General features: G+C 47.1%; 16 protein-coding genes. 11 read left to right on the plus strand and 5 right to left on the minus strand.

Annotated features, from left to right (window positions below; translation table 11 throughout):
* Positions 1 to 12: 12 nt before the first annotated feature.
* Positions 13 to 681 (minus strand): futalosine hydrolase, encoded by a 669-nt coding sequence (gene mqnB / locus BMW79_RS08220; RefSeq protein WP_089893001.1) that lies wholly within the window; start codon positions 679 to 681, stop codon positions 13 to 15.
* Positions 682 to 795: 114 nt separating this feature from the next.
* Between mqnB and BMW79_RS08225 the strand changes: the two genes are divergently transcribed.
* The 3 genes from BMW79_RS08225 (at position 796) to fabD (ending at position 2,862) form a co-directional block, all read left to right on the plus strand.
* Entirely contained in the window at positions 796 to 1,209 is a 414-nt protein-coding gene (locus BMW79_RS08225) for a 6-pyruvoyl trahydropterin synthase family protein (protein WP_079469374.1), read from the plus strand.
* A 52-nt stretch (positions 1,210 to 1,261) separates the two neighbouring features.
* Positions 1,262 to 1,849, plus strand: a complete 588-nt coding sequence (gene folE, locus BMW79_RS08230) for a GTP cyclohydrolase I FolE (protein WP_089893004.1) — start codon at positions 1,262 to 1,264, stop codon at positions 1,847 to 1,849.
* 122 nt (positions 1,850 to 1,971) lie between these two features.
* Positions 1,972 to 2,862 carry an ACP S-malonyltransferase gene (gene fabD / locus BMW79_RS08235; protein WP_089893007.1) on the plus strand — a complete coding sequence of 297 codons (891 nt, stop codon included), beginning with the start codon at positions 1,972 to 1,974 and terminating at the stop codon, positions 2,860 to 2,862.
* A gap of 56 nt (positions 2,863 to 2,918) precedes the next feature.
* On the opposite strand, the gene BMW79_RS08240 is transcribed toward fabD, so the two are convergent.
* From BMW79_RS08240 to BMW79_RS08250, 3 genes are all read right to left on the minus strand, one after another.
* The gene (locus BMW79_RS08240; protein ID WP_089893010.1) at positions 2,919 to 3,770 is read right to left on the minus strand and encodes a GNAT family N-acetyltransferase; all 852 of its coding nucleotides are present in this window, start codon (positions 3,768 to 3,770) and stop codon (positions 2,919 to 2,921) included.
* Positions 3,771 to 3,843: 73 nt separating this feature from the next.
* Positions 3,844 to 4,311: a GNAT family N-acetyltransferase gene (locus BMW79_RS08245; RefSeq protein WP_089893013.1), complete on the minus strand. Its 468-nt coding sequence runs from the start codon at positions 4,309 to 4,311 to the stop codon at positions 3,844 to 3,846.
* Between the two features lie 11 nt (positions 4,312 to 4,322).
* Positions 4,323 to 5,459, minus strand: a complete 1,137-nt coding sequence (locus BMW79_RS08250; protein WP_143059110.1) for a serine hydrolase domain-containing protein — start codon at positions 5,457 to 5,459, stop codon at positions 4,323 to 4,325.
* A 103-nt stretch (positions 5,460 to 5,562) separates the two neighbouring features.
* Here BMW79_RS08250 and BMW79_RS08255 point away from each other — a divergent pair, with 103 nt between their 5' ends.
* The 4 genes from BMW79_RS08255 (at position 5,563) to BMW79_RS08270 (ending at position 10,789) form a co-directional block, all read left to right on the plus strand.
* On the plus strand, positions 5,563 to 6,054 hold the full coding sequence (locus BMW79_RS08255; protein WP_089893020.1) for a DinB family protein: 492 nt from the start codon (positions 5,563 to 5,565) through the stop codon (positions 6,052 to 6,054).
* Positions 6,055 to 6,101: 47 nt separating this feature from the next.
* Positions 6,102 to 6,797, plus strand: a complete 696-nt coding sequence (locus tag BMW79_RS08260) for an NUDIX hydrolase (RefSeq protein ID WP_089893023.1) — start codon at positions 6,102 to 6,104, stop codon at positions 6,795 to 6,797.
* 72 nt (positions 6,798 to 6,869) lie between these two features.
* Positions 6,870 to 8,792 carry an ATP-binding protein gene (locus BMW79_RS08265; protein ID WP_089893026.1) on the plus strand — a complete coding sequence of 641 codons (1,923 nt, stop codon included), beginning with the start codon at positions 6,870 to 6,872 and terminating at the stop codon, positions 8,790 to 8,792.
* Positions 8,789 to 10,789, plus strand: coding sequence for a histidine kinase (locus BMW79_RS08270; RefSeq protein WP_089893029.1), 2,001 nt, complete (start codon positions 8,789 to 8,791; stop codon positions 10,787 to 10,789). Before BMW79_RS08265 ends, BMW79_RS08270 begins: the two co-directional genes overlap by 4 nt.
* A 61-nt stretch (positions 10,790 to 10,850) precedes the next feature.
* On the opposite strand, the gene BMW79_RS08275 is transcribed toward BMW79_RS08270, so the two are convergent.
* Entirely contained in the window at positions 10,851 to 11,861 is a 1,011-nt protein-coding gene (locus tag BMW79_RS08275; RefSeq protein ID WP_089893033.1) for a beta-ketoacyl-ACP synthase III, read from the minus strand.
* A gap of 190 nt (positions 11,862 to 12,051) precedes the next feature.
* Between BMW79_RS08275 and ruvA the strand changes: the two genes are divergently transcribed.
* From ruvA to BMW79_RS08295, 4 genes are all read left to right on the plus strand, one after another.
* Positions 12,052 to 12,639 (plus strand): Holliday junction branch migration protein RuvA, encoded by a 588-nt coding sequence (gene ruvA, locus BMW79_RS08280; protein ID WP_089893037.1) that lies wholly within the window; start codon positions 12,052 to 12,054, stop codon positions 12,637 to 12,639.
* 34 nt (positions 12,640 to 12,673) lie between these two features.
* On the plus strand, positions 12,674 to 19,942 hold the full coding sequence (gene sov, locus BMW79_RS08285; RefSeq protein ID WP_089893040.1) for a T9SS outer membrane translocon Sov/SprA: 7,269 nt from the start codon (positions 12,674 to 12,676) through the stop codon (positions 19,940 to 19,942).
* Positions 19,943 to 20,135: 193 nt separating this feature from the next.
* Entirely contained in the window at positions 20,136 to 20,435 is a 300-nt protein-coding gene (locus BMW79_RS33715) for a hypothetical protein (protein WP_143059111.1), read from the plus strand.
* 65 nt (positions 20,436 to 20,500) lie between these two features.
* On the plus strand, positions 20,501 to 22,783 hold the full coding sequence (locus BMW79_RS08295) for a TonB-dependent receptor (protein WP_089893043.1): 2,283 nt from the start codon (positions 20,501 to 20,503) through the stop codon (positions 22,781 to 22,783).
* Positions 22,784 to 22,785: the final 2 nt, after the last annotated feature.

The raw sequence follows: 22,785 nt of genomic DNA on the forward strand, positions 1-22,785 counted from the left end.
TATTGTCTGTTGTTAAATTCCTGCCAGTGTTTCCACGGTTTTTATCAGTGTTTCGTTGAGTGTTTTTACAGCCAATGGAATCTTCCATTTACTTTTATCCCTGATTTCCACATAGTTAGAAATGCTACGCAGCTGAATGAAAGGAATTTCTTCCAGCAGGCAGGCGTAATGGAAAGCGGCGCCCTCCATGCTTTCCACATCTGGGGCGTATTTGCTCACCAGTTTCTGTATGGTGGGTTCGCTGCCGCTAACCAGGTTCACCGTAATCCCGGTAGCGGTTGGCAGGGGCGGTACTTCCGGTAACCCGGCAAAGGTATTATCCAGGAAGGTGCCGGTAAATGGCGCCTGTGAGGGCTGCCAGAGACCTATATCAAATAAATCTTTAAACTGATCATTATCCTCAGCTCCCAGATCGGCCAGGGACTCACGTTTCACCAGTACTACCTGCCCCAGTTCCCAATCGTGCCGGAAGGCGCCACCAATACCGGCCTGTATGGCGATATCGGGTTTATTCACCACCAGGTGCCTGCCCAGGCTGAAAGCCGTGTGCATCATGCCGATACCGGCAATAAGTACATCTATCTGGCAATGGGCGGCTTTCAGGGCCGGAATATGCTGGTCGAGATACTGTAAGAATGGCTGTATTTCCAGTGTGGTAGCCGCAGTCACCAATATTTTCATAGGGTAAAAATACGGCAAAAATGATTGTTCCCCGTGTAAAACAATTGACAGGAATTAGGATAAATTGGCACTACTCACTTAATAGTGGTATTTTTGCAAAAATTTTTTGCAATAATGATTTATTTAACGCGAGTAGAAAACTTCAATGCAGCGCATAAGTTATCTAACCCGGGCTGGAGCAAAGAAAAGAACGAGGAAGTTTTTGGTAAATGCGCCAACGAAAACTGGCATGGTCATAATTACGAACTGCATGTCACTATAAAAGGTAATCCTGATCCGGAAACGGGTTTTGTATTTAATGCCAAGACTTTAGGTGTAATTATCCGGGATGCTGTCATAGAAAAAATTGATCACCGTAACCTGAATATGGATGTTGATTTCATGAAGGATAAATTCACTTCCGCTGAAAATCTGTCTATTGCTATCTGGGATCAGCTGGCTAAACACCTGCCGGCAGAAGTACAGTTGCATTGTATCAAGTTATATGAAACCCCACGCATATACGTAGAGTATTACGGAGGAAAATAGTGAAGAGAGAGACGTGTAGGTCTGCCTTTGAAATTGTTTAAATCATATAAGAATGGCGTATAATAAGATTGAAAGTTACGATGATAAGATCACGTCCGGTCTTGTAGAAAACTATAAAGAATGCCTTCATCTTCTCGGGGAAGATCCGGAAAGGGAAGGGTTGCAGAAAACCCCGGAGCGGGTAGCGAAAGCTATGCAGTTCCTTACGCAGGGTTATCAGCAGGACGCAAAAGAAATACTGGAAGGCGCAAAGTTTACAGAGGCATACAGCGAAATGGTGATCGTGAAAGATATAGAACTGTACTCCATGTGTGAGCATCATATGCTTCCCTTCTTCGGAAAGGCTCATGTTGCTTATATTCCAAACGGGTATATCACCGGTTTGAGCAAAATAGCCAGGGTAGTGGATGTATTTGCCCGCCGTTTACAGGTGCAGGAACGCTTAACGCATCAGATCCTGGACGCTATACAGGAAACCCTGCAACCACAGGGAGTAGCAGTAGTTATCGAAGCACAGCACCTGTGTATGATGATGCGCGGCGTACAGAAACAGAATTCGCTGACCACCACCTCCGCTTTCAGCGGACAGTTTGAACATGGTACCACCCGGGCCGAATTCATGAAACTGATTGCCAAATAAAAATACTTTCATTACAATTACGGATTTATAGGTAGATGCCGACGGTAGATTTTTACATGTACCCTCTACCTGTAAATCCGTAATTCTTTTTTATATTTGAAAAAATATTAATTTATATCCACATGAAGCATGCTTACGTATTTCCCGGACAAGGTTCCCAGTTTCCGGGTATGGGCAAAAATCTGTACGACACCAACGCAAAAGCAAAAGAACTTTTTGAGCAAGCCAATGAAATTTTAGGTTTCCGTATCTCTGATATCATGTTCAATGGTACAGAAGAAGACCTGAAGCAAACCAAGGTGACACAGCCGGCGGTATTCCTGCATGCAGTGATCGCTTTCCTGTGTACAGAACATTCACAACCGGAAATGGTGGCTGGCCACTCCCTCGGTGAATTTTCCGCCCTGGTAGCCAACGGTGTATTATCCTTCGAATCAGCCCTGAAACTGGTTGCTATCCGCGCAAATGCCATGCAGAAAGCCTGTGAGCTGCAACCATCTACCATGGCTGCCGTACTGGCCCTTGATGATGCAAAGGTGGAAGAAATATGCGCTGCTGTTACTGCCGAAACCGGCGAGGTAGTAGTACCTGCTAACTACAATTGCCCTGGCCAGCTCGTGATTTCCGGTACCCTCAAAGGTGTGGAAGTGGCCTGCGAAAGAATGAAAGCTGCAGGTGCCAAAAGAGCCCTGATCCTCCCGGTAGGTGGCGCGTTTCACTCTCCTTTAATGGCTCCTGCCAAAGAAGAATTACAGGCAGCTATCAACGACGCTGTTTTCAATACTCCTTCCTGCCCTGTATACCAGAACGTGGTAGCAGTAGCGGTAACAGATCCTGCACAGATCAAACAAAACCTGATCGATCAGTTAACCGGCGCGGTAAGATGGACACAGTCCGTACAGGCCATGGTTGCCGACGGTGGACATGAATTCACCGAAGTAGGCCCCGGTAAAGTTTTACAGGGACTCGTTCAGAAGATTAATAAAGAAACCGTGGTGAATGGTATCAACTAACTGATCCCATCAGCCTATAAACAACAAAGCAGCGGAGTAATTCGCTGCTTTATTGTTTATAGCTCTATTTCCATTTCATACTGCGACAGATAACGCATTAATCCTGCCTGCTGCAGGAACTGATCTATCTCCGGGAAATGCTCATCGATATTGATAATACTCAACGGGCCTTTTAATTGATCTGCCGCATACTGCAACAGTGCGCTTCCTATTCCTTTCCGGCGGAACTGCGGATGTATGGCCATGCTCCTGATCCTCCGGGTATCTTTATGCACACTGATATACCCGGCTGTCTGACCATCCACCACAGCCTCCCAGGTGACCGTATAAGGGCCTTCGCGCTGAATGCTGGTCATGGTGTTGGACCAGGTAGGTACCATGTCCATGAACGACGCCAACAGCGACCAATCCGGTGTTTTGTTTTCTTTCAGGGAGATGCCCACCGGGGTTTTATGTGTTTGCACCGTTCCTTTAAAGGAATGGATCGTCCGGGTTTTATGAAAACCTGTATTCGTATAGGCCTTGATGGCAGGTAGATTGGTGCTGATCACCTCCAGCACAATTTTTCGGATGCCTTTATCCTGGTAAACGGGAATGAACTGATCGTACATTTTTTGCACGAGGTGTTGCCCCCGGTACGCAGGAATAATACCTGTACCGCCGTTATACAGCACAGTCGGGTGCTCCTTGTTGTCTACCGCATGCAGGATGAAGCCGCCTAACTGCTGACCGGCAAAAGCGCCGATAGAATAATCCCGCAGGAGATTTTCTCCCTGCATTTTCTGTTCAAGTATAGAAGGGGTGAGGTGCAGTGGAACGATATAGTCGCTGAATGCTGCGTTAAAGGTGTTGCAGAGGTCGGGTGTAGTTACCTGCTGCAGGGTCCGGAAGTCCTGTATAAAAACCATAAGTGGAATGATATGTCTTCAATATTAATGAGGATTGATGACATACCATTCCGGAATTTTATGAGCGGAAAAATTATTGTAATTCTATGCTGACATTGATCCACTCCGGATCAAATTTGTCAGTATATTTCTTATAGAAATTAATCGCGGGCGTATTCCATTCAAGCACCTGGAACACAATACCACTGAACTTTTGCTCATTGGCTTCTATTACCAGTTGGTCAAAGAGTAACTTACCGATGCCTTTGCCGCGCCATCTTTCTGTAACGAGAATATCCTCCAGGTACATCCGGCAACCTTTCCAGGTAGAGTAGCGGGTGTAATACAAGGCAAATCCATGTATCACCTCCTGTCCGTTGATGATGGTGGAGGCTACAAATGCTTTCCATACCGGGTTTGCTCCGAATCCGGCTTCTTCAAAATGTTCCAGGGTAACGGTTACCTGCTCCGGTGCTTTTTCATATTCCGCCAGTTCACGGATCAGTTCCATCAACCGTGGACAATCTTCTTTTCGTGCAACCCTTAACGTTATATCTTCCATGTGTCTGTTGATTAATCAAGTGAATCGGCGATTTGTTTCAGCACACCGGGCCACCAGTCTATTTTGCCCCAATGCTTCCCGAAACGTACTATCACCGCCTGTTTGCGCGGACAAATGTAAATGAACTGTCCCTTTGCGCCCAATGCAAAATAATCAAAATTATGTGGATCTATCCTGTACCCCCACCACAGATATTTATAGTAGCCTGCGGCACTACCTGCCCATCTGCAGAGGGGCGGCGAAAGCCGGGATTTGTATTTTTCTGTATCCGCCGGTTGTTCCGGAGGAGATACCGACTCCTGTATCCAGGCTGCGGGCACCACCTGCCGGCCATTCACCCGGCCATTGTCCAGGCACAAAGCCCCAAACCGCAGGAAGTCCATGGCGGTGGCATTGAAACCGCTTTCCATTTTGGCAAAACCAGCATCCCGGCTATCCATGCTCCAGGATGCGTTTGCCGCAGCACCGGTATATTGCCATAGCTTCTCCCGGAAATAATCAGGCACCGGCTGCCCGGTAGCTTTTTCCAGTATCATTCCCAGCAACAAAAGATTGTAGTTATTGTAGTGGTAAGTACTGCCCGGTGTTTCGATCAGCTTTGCTTTCAGCGCCTGTTGCCGCAATGCGGTGCCATAGTAGATCCGGGCATCATCAGACCAGGGCGTTATGCCCTCCCTGTATTCAAGCCCGGAGCACATCTGCAGCAACTGTGCAATCGTGATATCCCTGAATCCCGCGCTGTCGAAGAAAGGAATATAGCTGGCCACGGTATCCTGTATACTCCCCACAGCGCCTTCTTCCAGCGCAACGCCCATCAATACTGATGTCATGGATTTAGCCACTGAAAAGGAAGTGTTGATAGCATCGGCAGTATAACCATTGAAATAGGATTCCAGCAGTATCCGGTCCCGTTGCATCACGATACAGGCCGTAGAACCAGTTTTTGCCAGCAAAGCAGACAGGGCTACTTCCTGCGACTGTCCCCGCCAGGAGGAGGTGAGCATCCGGTCTTTCCACCCGGAACGGGCATCTTCAAAGTGGCGTACAGCAGCTCCTTTAGAGATGACAGCATTGGGGAAATGACGGTAGTCGGTGATTTGCGGGACATTCCTGATCAGGCAGCGGCTCCAGTAGGCGAGTGAATTCATGATGGCAAGGTTAAGGGCAACGCAAATATCGTATGCTAAAATGAAAAACAATATTGTAATTTGTAGGATGTTTATCGTGGATCAGGATTAATCTCTTTCTTACATGAAAAATATGCTTGGGCATTATACTGCTTACAATTACTGGGCTAACCAGGAACTGTCAAAGGGGTTATTAAAATTAAAGGATGAACAACTTGACCAGGAACTGGGCGGGCATATTTCCACAGTACGTAACGCCGTGTATCACCTCTGGTACCAGGAAAGCCTCTGGTATCAGCGGTTGCAACTAGCGGAAAAAACAACGGATCCCACAGCCGGTTTCAGCGGCAGTTTCGCTGCAGCTTGTGCTGCCTGGCTCACACAGTCGCTGCAACTCCACGAATGGGTAGAGAAAGCGCAGCCTGTGAAGCTGAATCATACCATCGCCTACACGCTGAAAAAGAGCGAGCACTACAAAATAGGAGTGCAGGATGTGATTATAGAAGCGTGTAACAGTAGTACCTTTTACCGGGGACAACTGGTATATATGTTAGGGATACTCGGGATTACCCGGATACCTGTAACAGCTTACAGTCGTTTTAAGCCGAAAAAGTAGGCTGATTTTATTATTTTTACCGGATTATCTGCCTTTAAAATTCCTATATGAATGCTGCTTCTTTTTATGCAAAAGCCCCGAAACACCTGGTGGCAGTAGATTGTATCATCTTCGGTTTTGATGAAGGCCGTCTGAAATTATTGATTATGCAGCGCAAAGTGGCGCCAATGGCCGGCGAATGGTCGCTGGTAGGCGGCTTTGTACAGGAAGCGGAAAGCACCGACGAAGCGGCCGCCCGTGTACTCGAGCACACCACCGGGCTGGATGACATTTATATGAATCAGCTGCACTGCTATGGCAATGTGGGCCGTGATACAGGCGCCCGGGTAATTTCCGTGGCCTATTATGCGCTGATCCGCATCAAAAACCACGATAAGCCGCTGGCCCGCGAACATGGTGCACACTGGCTGGAACTCCACGAAATACCGGAACTGATCTTTGATCACGCTAAAATGATTGAAGATGCACTGGCTGCACTGCGTAACAATGCTCAGTTTCATCCTATCGGTTTTGAACTGCTGCCGGAGAAATTTACGCTCTCTCAACTGAGAAGCCTCTACGAAGAGATATATCAGAAAACACTGGATAAACGCAATTTCCGCAAGAAAATCCTCTCGCTCGATGTGATGGAAAAACTGGAAGAAAAAGATAAGACCTCTTCCAAGAAAGGAGCACATCTCTACCGGTTTGATCCCGAAAAGTACGAAGCCCTGAGACGCAAAGGCCTGGTATTCGAAATCTAGCGGAAAATGAACAAAATGGATGAAAGCAGACAGGGTAAATACAATTACTTTACGGCCTGTTGATTCCCATTTATGTCATGTTTGCGCGGCGCAGGCCTTTGGTTCCTGCTTCTCATTTCGCAGGCATTGTGCGCCCAGCACAATGAAATTGCAACGATTAAGAATGCGTTACCACAAATAACGGACAGTGCAACATACACCGACGCGCTGAACAGGCTGGCGTTGCTCTATCTGGCAAGACAGCTGGATAGCAGCGGTGATTACGCCCGGAAAGCCAACGATCTGGCTACCCGTATTCACTACGACAAAGGACAACGAAATGCCCTGCTCGGAATGGGTAGGTACTATGCGCTTCGCCCTCACCGTTATCTGTCCTATCTTTTTTATGATAACGCATTGACCGCTTCCCGCGCAGCCGGCGATTCTGCCGGAGCCGCCACCGCACTAATGAACATCGGCACCTACTTCCAGTATCAGCAAAATCATACCGCTGCACAAAGCTATCTCAACAAAGCCCTTAAGGCTGCCTGGGATGCAGGTCTCGACTCGCTCCGCGCCTGGGTGCTGGTGAGCTTTTATACCGTGAATGAATCAGATAGTGCGATGCTTCCCACCGCGCAGAAAGCCCTGCAACAGGCGGCGACAATCATTGAGCGGTATCACGATGTGTCTGGTAGTTTATACACGAAACTATTTCTTGCCCACGAAAAACTCCGGGAAGGGAACGTCAAAAAAGCAGAAGAGGAACTGAAAAGCGTGATCTCCGCCGCTGACAGCCTCGGGCTAAACTATCTTTCCATGTATGCCAGTATGCAATTAACCGGTTATCGCATCTGGCAAAAACAACCGGATTCCTTACTATATCAGCAGCAGGCCGTTCATTACGCTGTAGCTGGCGGATACGCCGGTCTGCTGTTGCCACTGATCAATGATTTGTATCACCAATATCAGCAAACAGGCGATTCCATGCAGGCGGCCTCTTATAGCCGGCTGGCATTAGGCGTGCTGCAACAGCAACAGGAGGATATGCAGGCCGGAGAAGCAGATTATTTGTCCTATGCCTTCGGCGACGAATGGCTCGATTCTCTCCGGAAGCAAAACTATACCCGGAAAGCACAACTGGCCTTTAACAGGTCTGCCAATAGTTTCTGGTATTATCAGCTTGGGATTATTACAGCTATCGTGGTTTTACTGATCATCCTGCTCATTTACTTTATCCGGGCATACCGGCTTTCGAAAAAGAATACCGCCAGCATGGCGCTCCTGCAGGAAGAAATCCGCATCGGAAACAGTGCATTGCAGGATAGCGACGATTTTAAGAATAAGTTGATCTCCATGATTGCTCATGATTTCAGAACACCGCTGTATAATATCGTGAACATCACCGGGTTCATTGATGATAAAGCCCTGACCGTTGCTGATGCCGCCAGCATGATCCTTGAAGTGGAACAGACGGCTGCCGCCACACTCAGCATCTTTGACGAAATTCTGCGATGGATCAGGACACAATTATCCGGCTTTATTTACCGTCCTAAAATATTGTTGCTGGAAGAGATGATAGATACAACTGTCAATAGCCTGCAACACCTGCTTACCGCAAAAGAAATCCAACTGAGGATAGATATTCCTGCCGGTACGAGCATCATTGCCGATTATGAAATGCTGCAATTTATTCACCGGAATTTTTTGCACAATGCGATCAAGTTTTCACCGGATTATGGAATAATAACAGTGAAGGCTACACGTAGTGATAGATGGATAACTGTTTCATTTACGGACGAGGGCGCGGGCATCGATGTAAGTGTATTACCTCACCTGTTTCAATGGAACAACGGTACCTATGAACAGGAGCGTGCCGGTAAAGGTGCAGGGCTGGCCCTGATTATCTGTAAAGATTTTATGGACAAAATGAGCGGCCGGATTAAGGCGGAAAACAATACAGAAGAAGGCAGTACTTTTTACTACCAGCTGCCGGAATCATTGAAAACAGTATGACAGGCTACCTACCTTGTTACCGTAGTAGAAAACGCATAGCTGCCATCTGGCTGGCTATCGGATTGTTGTGCTGCGGAAAACCGGCCCTGGCCCAACAGCTGCACACTGGAAAAACCGCCCTGGCCCGTGAACAGCATGGCGTTGCGCCAGAAATACCCCGGGAACCACAACTGCCTCAATTGTTACGCGAATTATCGGCCCCGCAGGATAGTATCGCTTATATTCAGACACTTGGTAAGATAGGCGCATTATACCTGTTGATCAATCTTGACAGCAGTTTCACCTACGCCGTGAGAGAACAGGAAATGTCGCAAAGATGGGAGTATAAAAATGGGTTGGCAGATGCTTATGATGTGATGAGTTACTGCTATGCGCTGAGAACAGATTTTAATATAGCTGCTATCTATGGCTACAAGGCATTACAGCTGCATAAAGCATTGTCTGATAGCGCGCGTATGGCCAAAACACTCAGCAATCTGTATCTCTATTACAGGAATATGGGACGGCCGGCAGATGCAGGGAACTACTTTTATGAAGCTTTCGGACTGGCCGGCAGACTTCCTGCCGGGGATGATTCGATTTATAGCATCCTGCTGGTAAACTATGCCATGCGTTTTTATAAAGACAGTACGCGGCAGGACTCTGTGCAATGGGCCTGGCGCCGGGCAGCACAGATCAGCGTAAAATATCCATATAGCAGGTTGCCGCTGTACATAACAGCTTATGCCGCAGACACCCTGGTAAAGCAGGGCCGAGGAAAAGAAGCTGAAGCTATCATTAATGAGCTGGCGGCTGCTGCACTGAAAAGTGGCTGGCCCTATGTAGCGATGGACATCTACAACCACCTGGAAGATTATGGCCGGATGGGCTACCAGGTGGATAGCACCCATTACCGGGAACTGTCTTATGAGTTGGCCAGAAAGGCCGGCTGTATTGAGTTAAATCTTGCTACACTGGCCGGTTTATTTGATGATTTCCGGAAGCGGAACGACATGGCTAAAATGAGCTATTACAGTAAGGAAATAATGCGGCTGGCAACACAACCCCGCTATCAGCCGGAACGGGATAAGATCAACTATATCGCTTTTTTTTTAAAAGAGCAAGCGCTGCAACTGCTTACCCGTAGCAACCAGCAGCAATTACTGGAACTGGAAAAAGTGCAAACCTGCAGAAAGCAGGCCCAGTTTGTGATAGCCGGCCTGTTTGTCATTGTTATCCTGCTGTTTATCCTGCTCTTTAGCCGCTACCGGCAATACATCCGGTGGAAGGAGCAGGAGCGCCGGCTTTCCGATAGCTACACCCGCATTTCGTTGAAGAATGTGTCGCTAAGGGCCAATGATGAGTTCAAAAATAAGTTGATCACCATTATCGCGAACGATTTCCGGGCTCCGCTGCACTATATTTCCACCGTTGCAACACAGCTCAGAAACCGGCAGACAGATACCGCAGAGATGGCGGTGTTAATAAAAAAGATTGCTGCCGTTTCGGGCAGTACCCTATGTGTTTTTGATAATATTTTAAAATGGATCCGCATGCAGTTGTCTGGTTTTGTTTACCGGGGGATGCCCTGTAAACTCCATGACATCACAGGGGGTGTATTAAAACATACGGCGGGCGCAATAGAAGAGAAGGGATTGGTTGTCATGAACCGGGTACCGGTGGGTTATTCCATAACGGCGGATCCGGAGATGCTCCGGGTGGCTTTACTGCAGCTGGTAAGGCTCTCCGCCCGTTATGCACAACAGGATAGTTTGCTGATCCTGTCTGCCTGGTATAGTGAGGGAAGGGCTAACATCCGTCTCATTGCAGATGCGGGGTATGAGGCAGATCGTATCGTAACACATCTGGAGAACTGGCATCATGATATGTATGCGCTCAGTTTTGCCATTACCGGTGATTTTTTTAGCAAGATGAAAGGCAGTGTAAAGGCGACGGTAAGTGATGGTAAATACCTGGTGTTTACGGGTATGCTGAATACAGGGAAGGAAGAGAAATGACAAGGGATAACAACTGCGGGTGAATACTGCGCAGCTGTTATCCCTTGAGATAAAGATATTTTTATTTACCGTATTGGTCGCCGTCGTATGCCCAACGGATGTAGTTAGCACCCCAGGTGAATCCGCCGCCAAAGGCTGCCATCATGATGTTGTCGCCTTTTTTCAGTTTTTTCTCGTAATCCCACAGGCACAAAGGAATAGTACCGGCAGTGGTATTACCATAGCGGTGAATATTCATCATCACTTTTTCTTCCGGTACTTCGATATACTGGGAGGTAGAGGCGATGATACGTTTGTTGGCCTGGTGAGGTACCAGCCATGCAATATCGTCGGCAGTGAGTTTATTACGTTGCATTACGTCCCTGGCTGCTTCTGCCATGTTGGAAACGGCATATTTAAATACCATCTTTCCTTCCTGGTATACATAATGTTCGCGGGCATTTACTGTTTCGAGGGTAGCTGGTTTTACGGAACCACCTGCTTTCATATGCAGGTATTCGCGGCCATGACCGTCGCTTTTCAGGATGCTGTCGATGATGCCGTATCCTTCGGTATTAGGTTCGAGCAGTACGCCACCAGCGCCATCACCAAAGATGATACAGGTAGTTCTGTCGGTATAGTCAATGATAGAGCTCATTTTATCCGCTCCGATGATCATTACTTTCTGATAACGGCCACTTTCGATGAACCGGGCGCCTGTATCCAGTGCGTATAAAAAGCCGGAGCAGGCGGCACTGATATCAAAGCCAAAGGCATTTTTAGCGCCGATTTTGTCGGTTACCACATTGGCAGTAGCCGGGAAAGTCATGTCCGGGGTTACAGTGGCCACAATTAACAGATCAATTTCTTCCGGAGAAATCCCTCTTTTTTTGCAGATTTCCAGGGCAACCGGTACACACAGATCAGAGGTTCCTTTCCCTTCTCCCTTCAAAATCCTTCTCTCTGAAATGCCCGTCCGGGTTAATATCCAGTCGTTCGTTGTATCTACTAATTTTTCTAATTCCTGGTTGGTTAGCACGTAATCCGGAACATACCCACCCACCGCTGTAATAGCGGCCGTTATTTTATTCATATAAACTAAATATGTGTTTAAAACGAGGCGTAAAAATACGATATAAACGTATATTTCCTAAAAAAGTCGAATATGACAAATATTAAGGGTTGACAATCGGTTAAAAGTTAGCATCTTTGCCCCGGTTTTCCCGAATACATTATTAATCAATTTCCAAAAGTTTAATTAAATTACTGAACCTTTACCTTGTATGATTGCTTATCTGAATGGAAAATTAGCATATAAGTCCCCTGCTCTTGTTCATATGGATGTGAATGGAATCGGTTATGAAGTACAGATTAGCCTCAACACATATTCCCGGATACAGAATATGGAAAGCTGTAAACTGTTAACCTTCCTCCAGATTAAAGAAGATGCACATACCTTATATGGTTTTTTTGAAGAGGCAGAAAGAAGCCTTTTTCTCCTGTTGATCAGCGTTTCAGGGGTCGGTGCCAGCACCGCGCGCATGATGTTGTCTTCTTTACAACCAGAAGATGTACAACGTGCCATTATGATGGAAAATGAGAAAATGCTGGAAAGTGTAAAGGGAATAGGTGCGAAAACAGCCAAAAGAATTATACTGGAGCTCAAGGACAAAATGATCAAGCACAAAGATACCGGTCTACATTTATCTTCAGCGGTAAACAATACAATTCATGAAGATGCGTTAAATGCTCTGATAACTCTGGGTATAGCCCGGAACATGGCAGATTCGGCGATACAAAAGGTTATGAAAAGTGAGCCACTATTGCAAAACTTGGAAGAGCTCATAAAGAAGGCCCTGAAAAGTTTATAATAAATAATAAAATCCTCTATAAAACCTATTTTTCTTGGCAAGAAAGACATACTATGGTGCATTTGCAGTCATAGCAATTGTATCCTTTATCATTGTTGATACTGCCGCTAGGGATCGTTCTGGGAATCTGAAATTATCGAGAAGGAGATGGATGCCGGATACCACCATTACAGGTCAAACCAAAATCGATACTACCGGGAAAAAAGATACCTTGAAATACCCCCTTCAGGACAGACGCGGCCCCAAAATAACGGATCAGGGGTCAGGGAATGCTATTGACCTGAAAGATCCTTCAAATATCAACAAATCAGTAGAGTACGATCCGGTTACCAAACAATACACCGTTACCGAAAAAATCGGTAACCAGTATTATCGTAACCCTACTTATATGAACTTCGACGAGTTCTATAAATTACAATCCAAACAAAGCGAACAAGACTACTGGCAGAAAAGGGCCAGCGCACTCGGTAACCTCAACCAGCGCGCCAACGGACCTACCCTGTACAATGGCAATAACCTCTTCGATCGCATCTTCGGTGGCAGTAAGGTAGATATCCGCCCACAAGGTAGCCTGGACCTCACTTTCGGCTACCAGGGACAAAATATCAAAAACCCCGTTCTGGTAGAACAAGCCAGGAAAAACGGCGGCTTCAACTTTGATATGGGTATTAACATGAACGTGGTAGGGAAGATCGGAGATAAACTGAAACTGATTACCAACTATAATACCCAGTCACAGTTCGACTTTGAGAACCAGGTGAAACTGGAATATACCGGCTACAGCGATGAAATTATCAAGAAAATAGAAGCCGGTAACGTAAGCTTCCCCCTGCGTAGCTCCCTCATCTCCGGGATCCAGTCGCTCTTCGGGGTGAAAACACAGTTGCAGTTCGGACGCTTAACCGTTACCAGCGTTCTCTCTAACCAGAAGTCACAGAAGCAGAACCTCATGCTCAAAGGCGGTACCCAGGTACAGGATTACAACCTGAGAGCCGATGAATATGAAGATAACCGCCACTTCCTGCTGGCGCAATACTTCCGTAATAACTTCAACACCGCCATGTCGAACCTGCCGGTGATCAAGTCGCTGGTAAATATCACCCGGCTGGAAGTGTGGGTCACCAATAAAACCGGCGCCACCACGCAAACCCGCGACATCGTGGGGTTAATGGATCTGGCCGAACAGGAACCCTACAATACGGCACACGTAAAACCGCTCACCAGCTCCAAACTACCGGACAGAGCAACGAACGATCTCTATACAAACCTGATCAGCGATCCTGCCAGCCGGAACACCGGAACTGTGGTAAGCCGCTTACTGAACCTGGGCCTGCAGCCGGTGTCAGAGTTTGAAAAAACATTTGCCCGTAAGCTCGATTCCACCGAGTATATCTATAACAAACAGCTGGGCTTCATCTCCCTGAACCAGCAACTGCAACCGGATGAAGTACTGGCCGTTGCCTATCAGTATACCTACAACGGAAGGGTATACCAGGTGGGTGAATTTTCCCAGGATGTTCCCCCGGATCAGAATAACAGCGCCAATCAGCCTGTATTGTTCCTGAAATTACTGAAAGCCACATCTGCCCGTCCTACCCTCCCGGTATGGGACCTGATGATGAAAAATATATACGCCACCGGCGCCTTCCAGGTAAATAAGGAAGATTTCCGCATGGATGTTTACTATAAAGATCCCGGCGCTGAAGGAAGACCACCCAGTGACAAAAGATATATCCCCGATGCAAAAGGTGACTACGCAGGTGCTCCGATTATTACCATCCTGAATCTCGACCGGCTTAACAACCAGCTGGATCCGCAACCGGATGGCGTGTTCGATTATGTGGAAGGATATACCATCAATTCCCTGAACGGTAAAATCATGTTTCCCGTGCTGGAACCTTTTGCCGATGGCTTGAAGAAAGCTTTTAATGGGGATGCCGCACTCGAAAAACAATACCTCTACAACGTATTATACGATTCCATTAAAGTAGTGGCCCAGCAGTTCCCGCAACTGAACCGCTATGTGATCCGGGGATCCTATAAATCTGCCAGCACCTCGGAAATTAATCTCGGCTCCGGTACCACCATCCCGCCAGGATCCGTTGTGGTAACAGCCGGCGGTCAGCAACTCCGGGAAAATGTGGATTATATCATCGACTATAACCTCGGCCGGTTGAAAATTATCAATGGTGGCGTACTCAACTCCGGTGTACCTATCAATGTGCAGTTTGAAAATAACTCCCTGTTCGGGCAACAGGTCCGTAACTATTTTGGTACCCGCCTGGATTACCTGGTCAATGATAAGTTAAGTCTCGGTGGTACGGTAGTCCGCATGAGCGAAAGACCTTACTACCAGAAAGTAAACTATGGGGAAGATCCTATCAAAAATACCATGGTAGGTTTCGATGCGAACTATGCCTCTGAATGGAAAGGACTGAACCGCTTCCTGGATAAATTGCCCAACTATAACAGTACTACTCCTTCCAATATCCTCTTCACCGGTGAGGTAGCCCGCTTATTCCCGGGGCACAGTAAACTGGTGAATGAGCCAGGCAGCAAAAGCGGTACAGCTTATATAGATGACTTTGAAGGAGTGAAAAGTGGATACGACCTGAAATTCCCGGCCACCAGCTGGGCCCTGGCCTCTACGCCGAAAGGCGCCACCGATGCCAGCGGAAGGGTGATGTTCCCGGAAGCAGATCTTAATAATATACTGGATTACGGAAAAAACAGGGCAAAACTGGCCTGGTACATTATCGAGCCTACCCTGCAATTGCCTAAATCACCAAATCTGCCAGCCGGTATTTCTGTGGATGATCAGTCAGATCCCCGTGTAAGGCTGGTGTATCAGAAAGAAGTATTTAAAAACAGATCTACCGACTTCGGTCAGAGCCAGTTAAGTACCCTCGATCTGGCTTACTACCCAACCGAAAAAGGGCCATACAACTTTACCAACACGCTCGGCGCCATGGATCGTGATGGTCACCTGGCAAGGCCCCAGGCCAAATGGGGGGGCATCATGAGAGCGATCGATAACAGTGACTTCGAAACTGCTAACATAGAATACATCGAATTCTGGATCCAGGATCCGTTTATCAAACAGCCTAACAGCACAGGCGGTTCCCTGTATTTCAACCTTGGTAACGTTTCGGAAGATATCCTCAAGGATTCCAAGAAATTCTTTGAGAATGGAATGCCGAATCCCACCCAGGACCCGAATAAAATCGACTCTTCCAAATGGGGCCGTGTTCCTAAATTCCAGCAACAGATCACCCAGGCCTTCGATAATGACCCCAATATCCGGGCTTACCAGGATGTGGGTTACGACGGTTTAAGATCTCAGGATGAAGCTGCCTTCTATAAAGGATACATGGATACATTGCGCCAGAATTTTGGTGGTAGTCCCGTATACAACCGTGCAGTACAGGATCCGGCAAATGATGATTATAAGCATTATCGCGATCCGGTATATAACGGACTTACCATTCTGCAACGCTATAAAAACATCAGCAACCCCGAAGGTAACTCCCCGGTGTCTGATCCGAAATCGCAGTTTTCTTCCGCTGCCACCAATATTCCCGAATCAGAAGACCTGAACCGGGATAATACCATGAATGAAACAGAAGAATACTTCCAGTACCGGGTTGATCTGAAACCCAATATGGCAGTAGGCTCCAACTTCATTGTGGATAAAATTGAGGCAGATGTTACTTTACCAAACAACCAGAAAACGACAGAAACCTGGTATCAGTTTAAAGTGCCTTTGAACCAGTTCAACGCAAAAGTGGGTAACATCCCGGATTTCAAATCCATCCGCTTCATGCGTATGTTCCTCACCAACTTCAATGACTCCATTGTAGTACGTTTCGCCAAACTGGAACTGGTACGTAACCAATGGCGCCGTTACATGTATGAACTGCGTCCCGGAGATCCGATTCCTTTGGATAACTCCACTACGTTCAATTCTTCTGCTGTAAATATTGAAGAAAACTCTTCCCGCACACCTATTCCATATGTGCTGCCTCCGGGAGTAGTAAGACAAAATACCATCAGCACCAATAATACCACCCTGCAGCTGAATGAACAATCACTTTCCGTGCAGCTGTGTAACCTGAAAGATGGTGAAATACGCGCCCTGTATAAAACCCTGAACATGGATCTGCGTCAGTACAAGAGAATGCAGATGTATATCCACGCAGAAGCAGTAGGCGCAGCCACTGCCCTGAAAGATGGACAGGTACAGGCAGTGATCCGTATTGGTAGCGATTTCGTGAGCAACTATTACGAATACCGTATTCCACTGAAAGTAACGGATTGGAACGGACCTAAAACAGCACTCGACATCTGGCCGGAACGTAATAATCTCGACCTGATGATGGCGCAACTCAGCTCCCTGAAACAGAAACGTAATATGTGCGATTCCTGTTCCCCGCTGCTGCCTTACCCGGCTAATCCGGTTGCCGATCAGTATGGAAACTTTATGACGGTCATCGGTAACCCGAGCCTGGGTGATGCGCGTACCATGATGATCGGTATCCTGAATCCTAAAGACGACGGACAGCCCCGCTGTGCTGAAGTATGGCTAGATGAACTCCGCCTCTCTGATTTTGATGAGAAAGGAGGATATGCCGCATTGGCCCGTGTAGATGTACAACTCTCAGATCTGGGATCGATCTCGGTTTCGGGTAACATGCACACCGCCGGCTTCGGTAACATCGACCAGCGTGTAAATGAACGTTTCAGGGATAACTTCCTGCAATATGATGCTGCGGCTAATCTCGACCTCGGTAAATTATTGCCGAAAAAAGCCGGTATCTCTATTCCTGTATACGCCGGCTACTCACAGTCTGCCAGCAACCCCGAATATGATCCTTATGACCTGGATATAAAACTGAAAGATAAAATAGCCCTCGCCCGAAACCGGCGGGAGAAAGATTCTATCCGGCGGGATGCGCAGGACTTCACCTCTATCAAGAGCCTGAATTTTACCAACGTCCGGAAACTGAACCTGGGCGCCGGTGGTAAACGACACCTTTGGGATATAGAAAACTTTGATCTCAGCTATTCCTTCTCCCAGATCACGCGGCATAACCCGCTGATTGAAAGTGACCTCCTCACCAAACACCGTGGAGGCCTGGGATACAATTATGCCGGTCAGCCACATTACCTTGAGCCATTCAAAAAACTGATCAAAAGTAAAACGCACTGGCTCGACCTGATCCGCGATTTCAATATCAACTATGTACCGTCTATCCTGAGTTTCAGGGCAGATATCTCCAGGCAGTTTGGGGCCACCCGCGTGCGCAACGTAGGCGGTGACGTGAAATACCAACTCCCGGAAACCTATAACAAGTACTTTACGTTTGATCGTTATTATACGGTGAAGTGGGATCTTTCCCGTAGTATCAACTTTGAGTTCAATGCGGTGAACAACGCCCGCATCGATGAACCCAACGGACGTATCGATAACGGCGCCAAAAAAGATACTGTAAGGAAGAACTTCTTTAAAGGTGGCCGTAATACCAACTACATGCACAACGCCAACTTCACGTATACTTTGCCTACGTCGAAGTTCCCGGCGCTCAGCTGGACGAATATCGCCTTCGGGTACAGCACGGAATACCGCTGGACCGGCGCTTCACAGCTAGCATTATACCTCGGAAACGCGATCGAAAACTCCCAGCAGAAAACGCTGACAGCGGAATTCAAATTCGTGGAACTCTATAATAAATCGAAGTTCCTGCGAGAGATCAATGCCCGAAAACCGCAAAGCAATAACAATCAGAATAGTAATAATAAAAACGCCAACGGCAGCCAGCAGCCGAATCAGAACCAGACAGCTTCCAACAGCGAAATATCGCCATGGGTCAAAGGCTTGCTGAAACCACTGATGATGCTGAAACGGATAGGGTTCAACTACAACGAAAACGCGGGTACCCGTTTGCCGGGTTACATCGACAGTACCAAGATTATTGGGATGAACTGGGCCACCATGGCGCCGGGACTGAACTTCGTATTCGGTTATCAGCCAGACAGAAAATGGCTCGACCGCTTTGCACAGAAAGGATTGATCACACCGGATACCCTGTTCAATATCCAGGCACAACAACAGTTTACACAAAGATGGGATTTACAGGCCCAGCTGGAACCCGTGAACGATCTGCGTATCGATCTGACCATGACCAAGTCGTTTACCAAAACGCATACGGAATTGTTCAAAAACCTGACGGATCCTTCCAACTTCCAGCACCTGAGCCCATACGATGCCGGTGGTTTTGAGATTACCTATATCGCTATCAAAACCATGTTCGGAAAGATCAATACGTCAGATGGTGTTTCACAGACCTTCCGCAATTTTGAATCTTACCGGAATACTATCTCGAAACGACTGGGCGCGGTCAACCCTTACAATAAAGACGCGGGCATCCCATCCACAGATCCCAAAGATCCTACATATGCGTACGGCTATACCCGTTATGCACAGGATGTGCTGATACCAGCCTTCCTGGCGGCATACACCGGTACCAGCCCGGATAAGGTGTCGCTGCTGAAACAGGGAAATGATAATGTGAAGAGCAACCCTTTCAGTAACTATATTCCGAAACCGAACTGGAGCCTGACTTACAACGGCCTTACCAAGCTGGAGCCATTCCGTTCGTTCCTGACCAATTTCACCATCAGGCACGCTTACACCGGAACGCTGAGCATGAACTCCTATAATACTTCCATGTATTTCGAAGATCCGCGCCTCACCGGCTTCCCGGCGTTCAGAGATACTGTATCCGGAAATTATTATCCTTATTTCCTGGTACCGAACCTCACGCTGACAGAATCATTCTCTCCATTACTCGGAGTAGACATGACCTTCGTGAACAGCCTTAACGCCAGGGTGGAATTCAGAAAGAGCCGCTCCCTCAGTTTGAGTCTGATCGATTATCAGCTCACCGAAGTGCGTTCCAGCGAGATTATCATCGGTGCCGGTTACCGCGTAAGAGGCGTACAGATGCCGTTCTCACTGAACAAAAATGGTGGCAAGAAACTCCAGAACGATATGAACTTCAGGCTGGACCTGAGCTTCCGGGACGATAAAACAGCCAATAACCGTTTAGATGCCGACCTGTCTATCCCAACCAGCGGGCAGAAGGTAATAGGCATTTCCCCTTCCATTGACTATGTGGTCAATAACAGGCTGAACTTACGTTTCTTCTACGACAGAAGACAAACCATACCAGTGATCTCTACCGCTTACCCGATTACCAGTACCAGCGGTGGTATTACCTTCCGGTTTGTATTGTCGCAGTAAGGAATAAATATATATAACGGATTTGTAGTTAGATGGAAAACGCCACTAAGTGTCACGTTTATCTAATTACAAATCCGTTTTTCTTAACCCGGGATTCGTAATTATTTGCTAGGTTTGCGGCGTGAAACTGTTCGGGGTCATATGCATCTTTCTCGGTTTGCTGTTACAAAATTTCAGCAGAAGCGTAATCGTTATGCAGTTTAAGGCCAACCAGTCTTATATCGCCAGTGTATTGTGTGAAAATAAGAACAAGCCCGAAATGCATTGTAATGGTCGTTGCCATCTTAAAAAAGAACTCGACCGCGACGCACAACAGGATAAAAATACCAGCAGCGGAAAGGATAAATATGAAGTGATGTTCATCGATGCCTTACAATCTTTTCAAACTGCTCCACCAGCTGATCAACTGATTTTCATTTCTTATTATAAGGCGCCCAGCCTGGATACCCTTATCCCATCCATCTTCCATCCGCCGCAGTGGTCAGTAGCTTAATGTGATTACTTATACTACCTGACTAACCCTGTTCGCCAATGGCGGACAGTCAATGATGTACATACATGAAACAATGTTGTTTACTCCTCATTGCCTGCATGGCTGTTGCCAACAGTTATGCACAGCAGATACGTGGGCGTGTGGCAGATGCACAAACGAAAGAAGCATTGCCGGGTGTTAATATAAGGCTGCTTCATGCTGCCACCGGATGCAATACCAACGCACAGGGGAAATATGAAATAGCCGCTACCACGGCAGACTCGATAGAAGTATCCTACATTGGATACGTATCAAAACAACTACCGGCAAATGCTGTAGAAAAGATGCCGGTGATTTACCTGCAGCAAAGTACTACCAGCCTGAATGAGATCATCGTATCTTCTTCCCGCGATAAACAGCAGCGCTCAGAAGCGCCCATCGCCATCAGCACCATTTCTGCGCAAACGCTGAATGAAACCAAAGCGACTACGCTCGATAAAGTGCTGAATAAAGTGAGCGGTGTATACATGGTAGACCTGGGCAATGAACAGCACACCATGGCTATCCGCCAGCCGATTGGTTATAAAAGCCTGTTCCTGTACCTGGAAGATGGTATTCCGATCAGAACCATCGGCGACTTTAACCACAATGCATTGATCGAAATAAATATGGCTGCGCTGAAATCAGTGGAAGTGATCCGTGGCCCGGCTTCTTCCTTATATGGCAGCGAAGCGGTAGGCGGTGCGGTGAACTTTATTACGGCTTCCCCCACTTTAGTCCCTACCGCCAAAGTACAACTGGAAGCCAGTAACTGGGGCTATAAAAGAACCGATTTCAGTATATCCAATACCGTGAAGAAAGTGGGTTTCGCCGTTAGCGGCTACTATGCTAACCAAACCAACGGTTACATGGATCACAGCGATTTTCATAAACTGGCACTCACAGCAAAAGTAGATTACCAGATCAATGAAAAAAATAAATGGACCAATGCAGCTACCCTGATCAATTATAAAACAGATCAAACCGGCGGCCTCGATAGCACACATTTCTTTGCAAAAGATTACCGCAATTTTCAGACGTTTACTTATCGCGAAGTAAAAGCGCTGCGGGTAAGAAGTACCCTGGAACACGAGTGGGATAACAGTAACCACACCACTTTTACCGCCTTCTTCCGTAATAATACTATCGGGCAGAATCCTTTTTATGCGATCCAGGATATCAGGGGTATATCAAAAGCAAATGGGCAGATTAACAGTGATGGCTTTAACAGCTATGGCATCATTGCACAGCATAAGAAACAGTTCAACTGGAAACAGGCAGCCTTAATAGCTGGTGTCAGCGCGGATTACAGCCCTGCTACCTATGTGGCCAACTACATTGATATTACGAAAGATGCAGGTGGATATTATGCCAGTTACAGGAATACAGATTCCCTGCTTACAGATTATCGCGTAGGTTTGCTGAACAGCGCCCTGTATACGCAGTTTGAATTTTCTCCTTTGCCGGAAATGAGGGTAGTAGCTGCTTTGCGCTACGACCGCATGGACTATAATTTTGAAAATCACCTTACGCCTTCTGCTTATACCGGCGCACCCAGCGAACGGAATAATTTCAATGCGCTCACGCCAAAGCTGGGACTGACTTACAACCTGGCCCGCAACCGTGGATTGTATGCGAACTACAGCGTAGGTTTTGCACCGCCTAATATTTCAGAATTATATACCGGTGTAAAAGTACCTGTGCTGAAATCTGCCACCTATCAGAATTACGAGGCCGGCGGCTGGTTTGCATTTGCGCATGAAAAAGGATACGCGGATCTGAGTATCTACCGCATGAATGGCAGTAACGAAATTATCAGCGTCCGTAATGCAGACGGTATCTATGAAAACCGCAATACGGGTGCCACTACACACAGTGGGGTAGAATGGAATATAAAATACACCCCGTTGAAGAGCGTGTTTATCCGCACCAGTGGTACTTATGCATCGCATATTTTCAAAGCTTATTCCGATGGCAGCAAAGTATATAACAACAACCAGATGAGTGGTGCACCCAAGTGGATCACCAATACAGAGATCACCTGGAAACCTTTGCTGCTGAATGGTTTCAGGATAGGAGCGGAGTGGCAGCATATCAGTAAGTACTACATGGATCCCGCCAATACCTCGCTGTACAATGGTTATGATCTGTTTAATGCAAGGGCAGGATATGCCTTTAAAGGATTTGAATGCTGGTTGAACTGTATGAATATAGGAGATAAATTGTATGCAACCACTGCGGAGAAATCTGCCTATGGCAAAACATACAGGGTGGGCCCGCGTCAGACATTTAACGTAGGCGTGGCGTATACATTTACCGGAAAAAAATAAAA

Source organism: Chitinophaga arvensicola, from assembly GCF_900110835.1.
In the GTDB taxonomy this organism is placed as follows: domain Bacteria; phylum Bacteroidota; class Bacteroidia; order Chitinophagales; family Chitinophagaceae; genus Chitinophaga; species Chitinophaga arvensicola.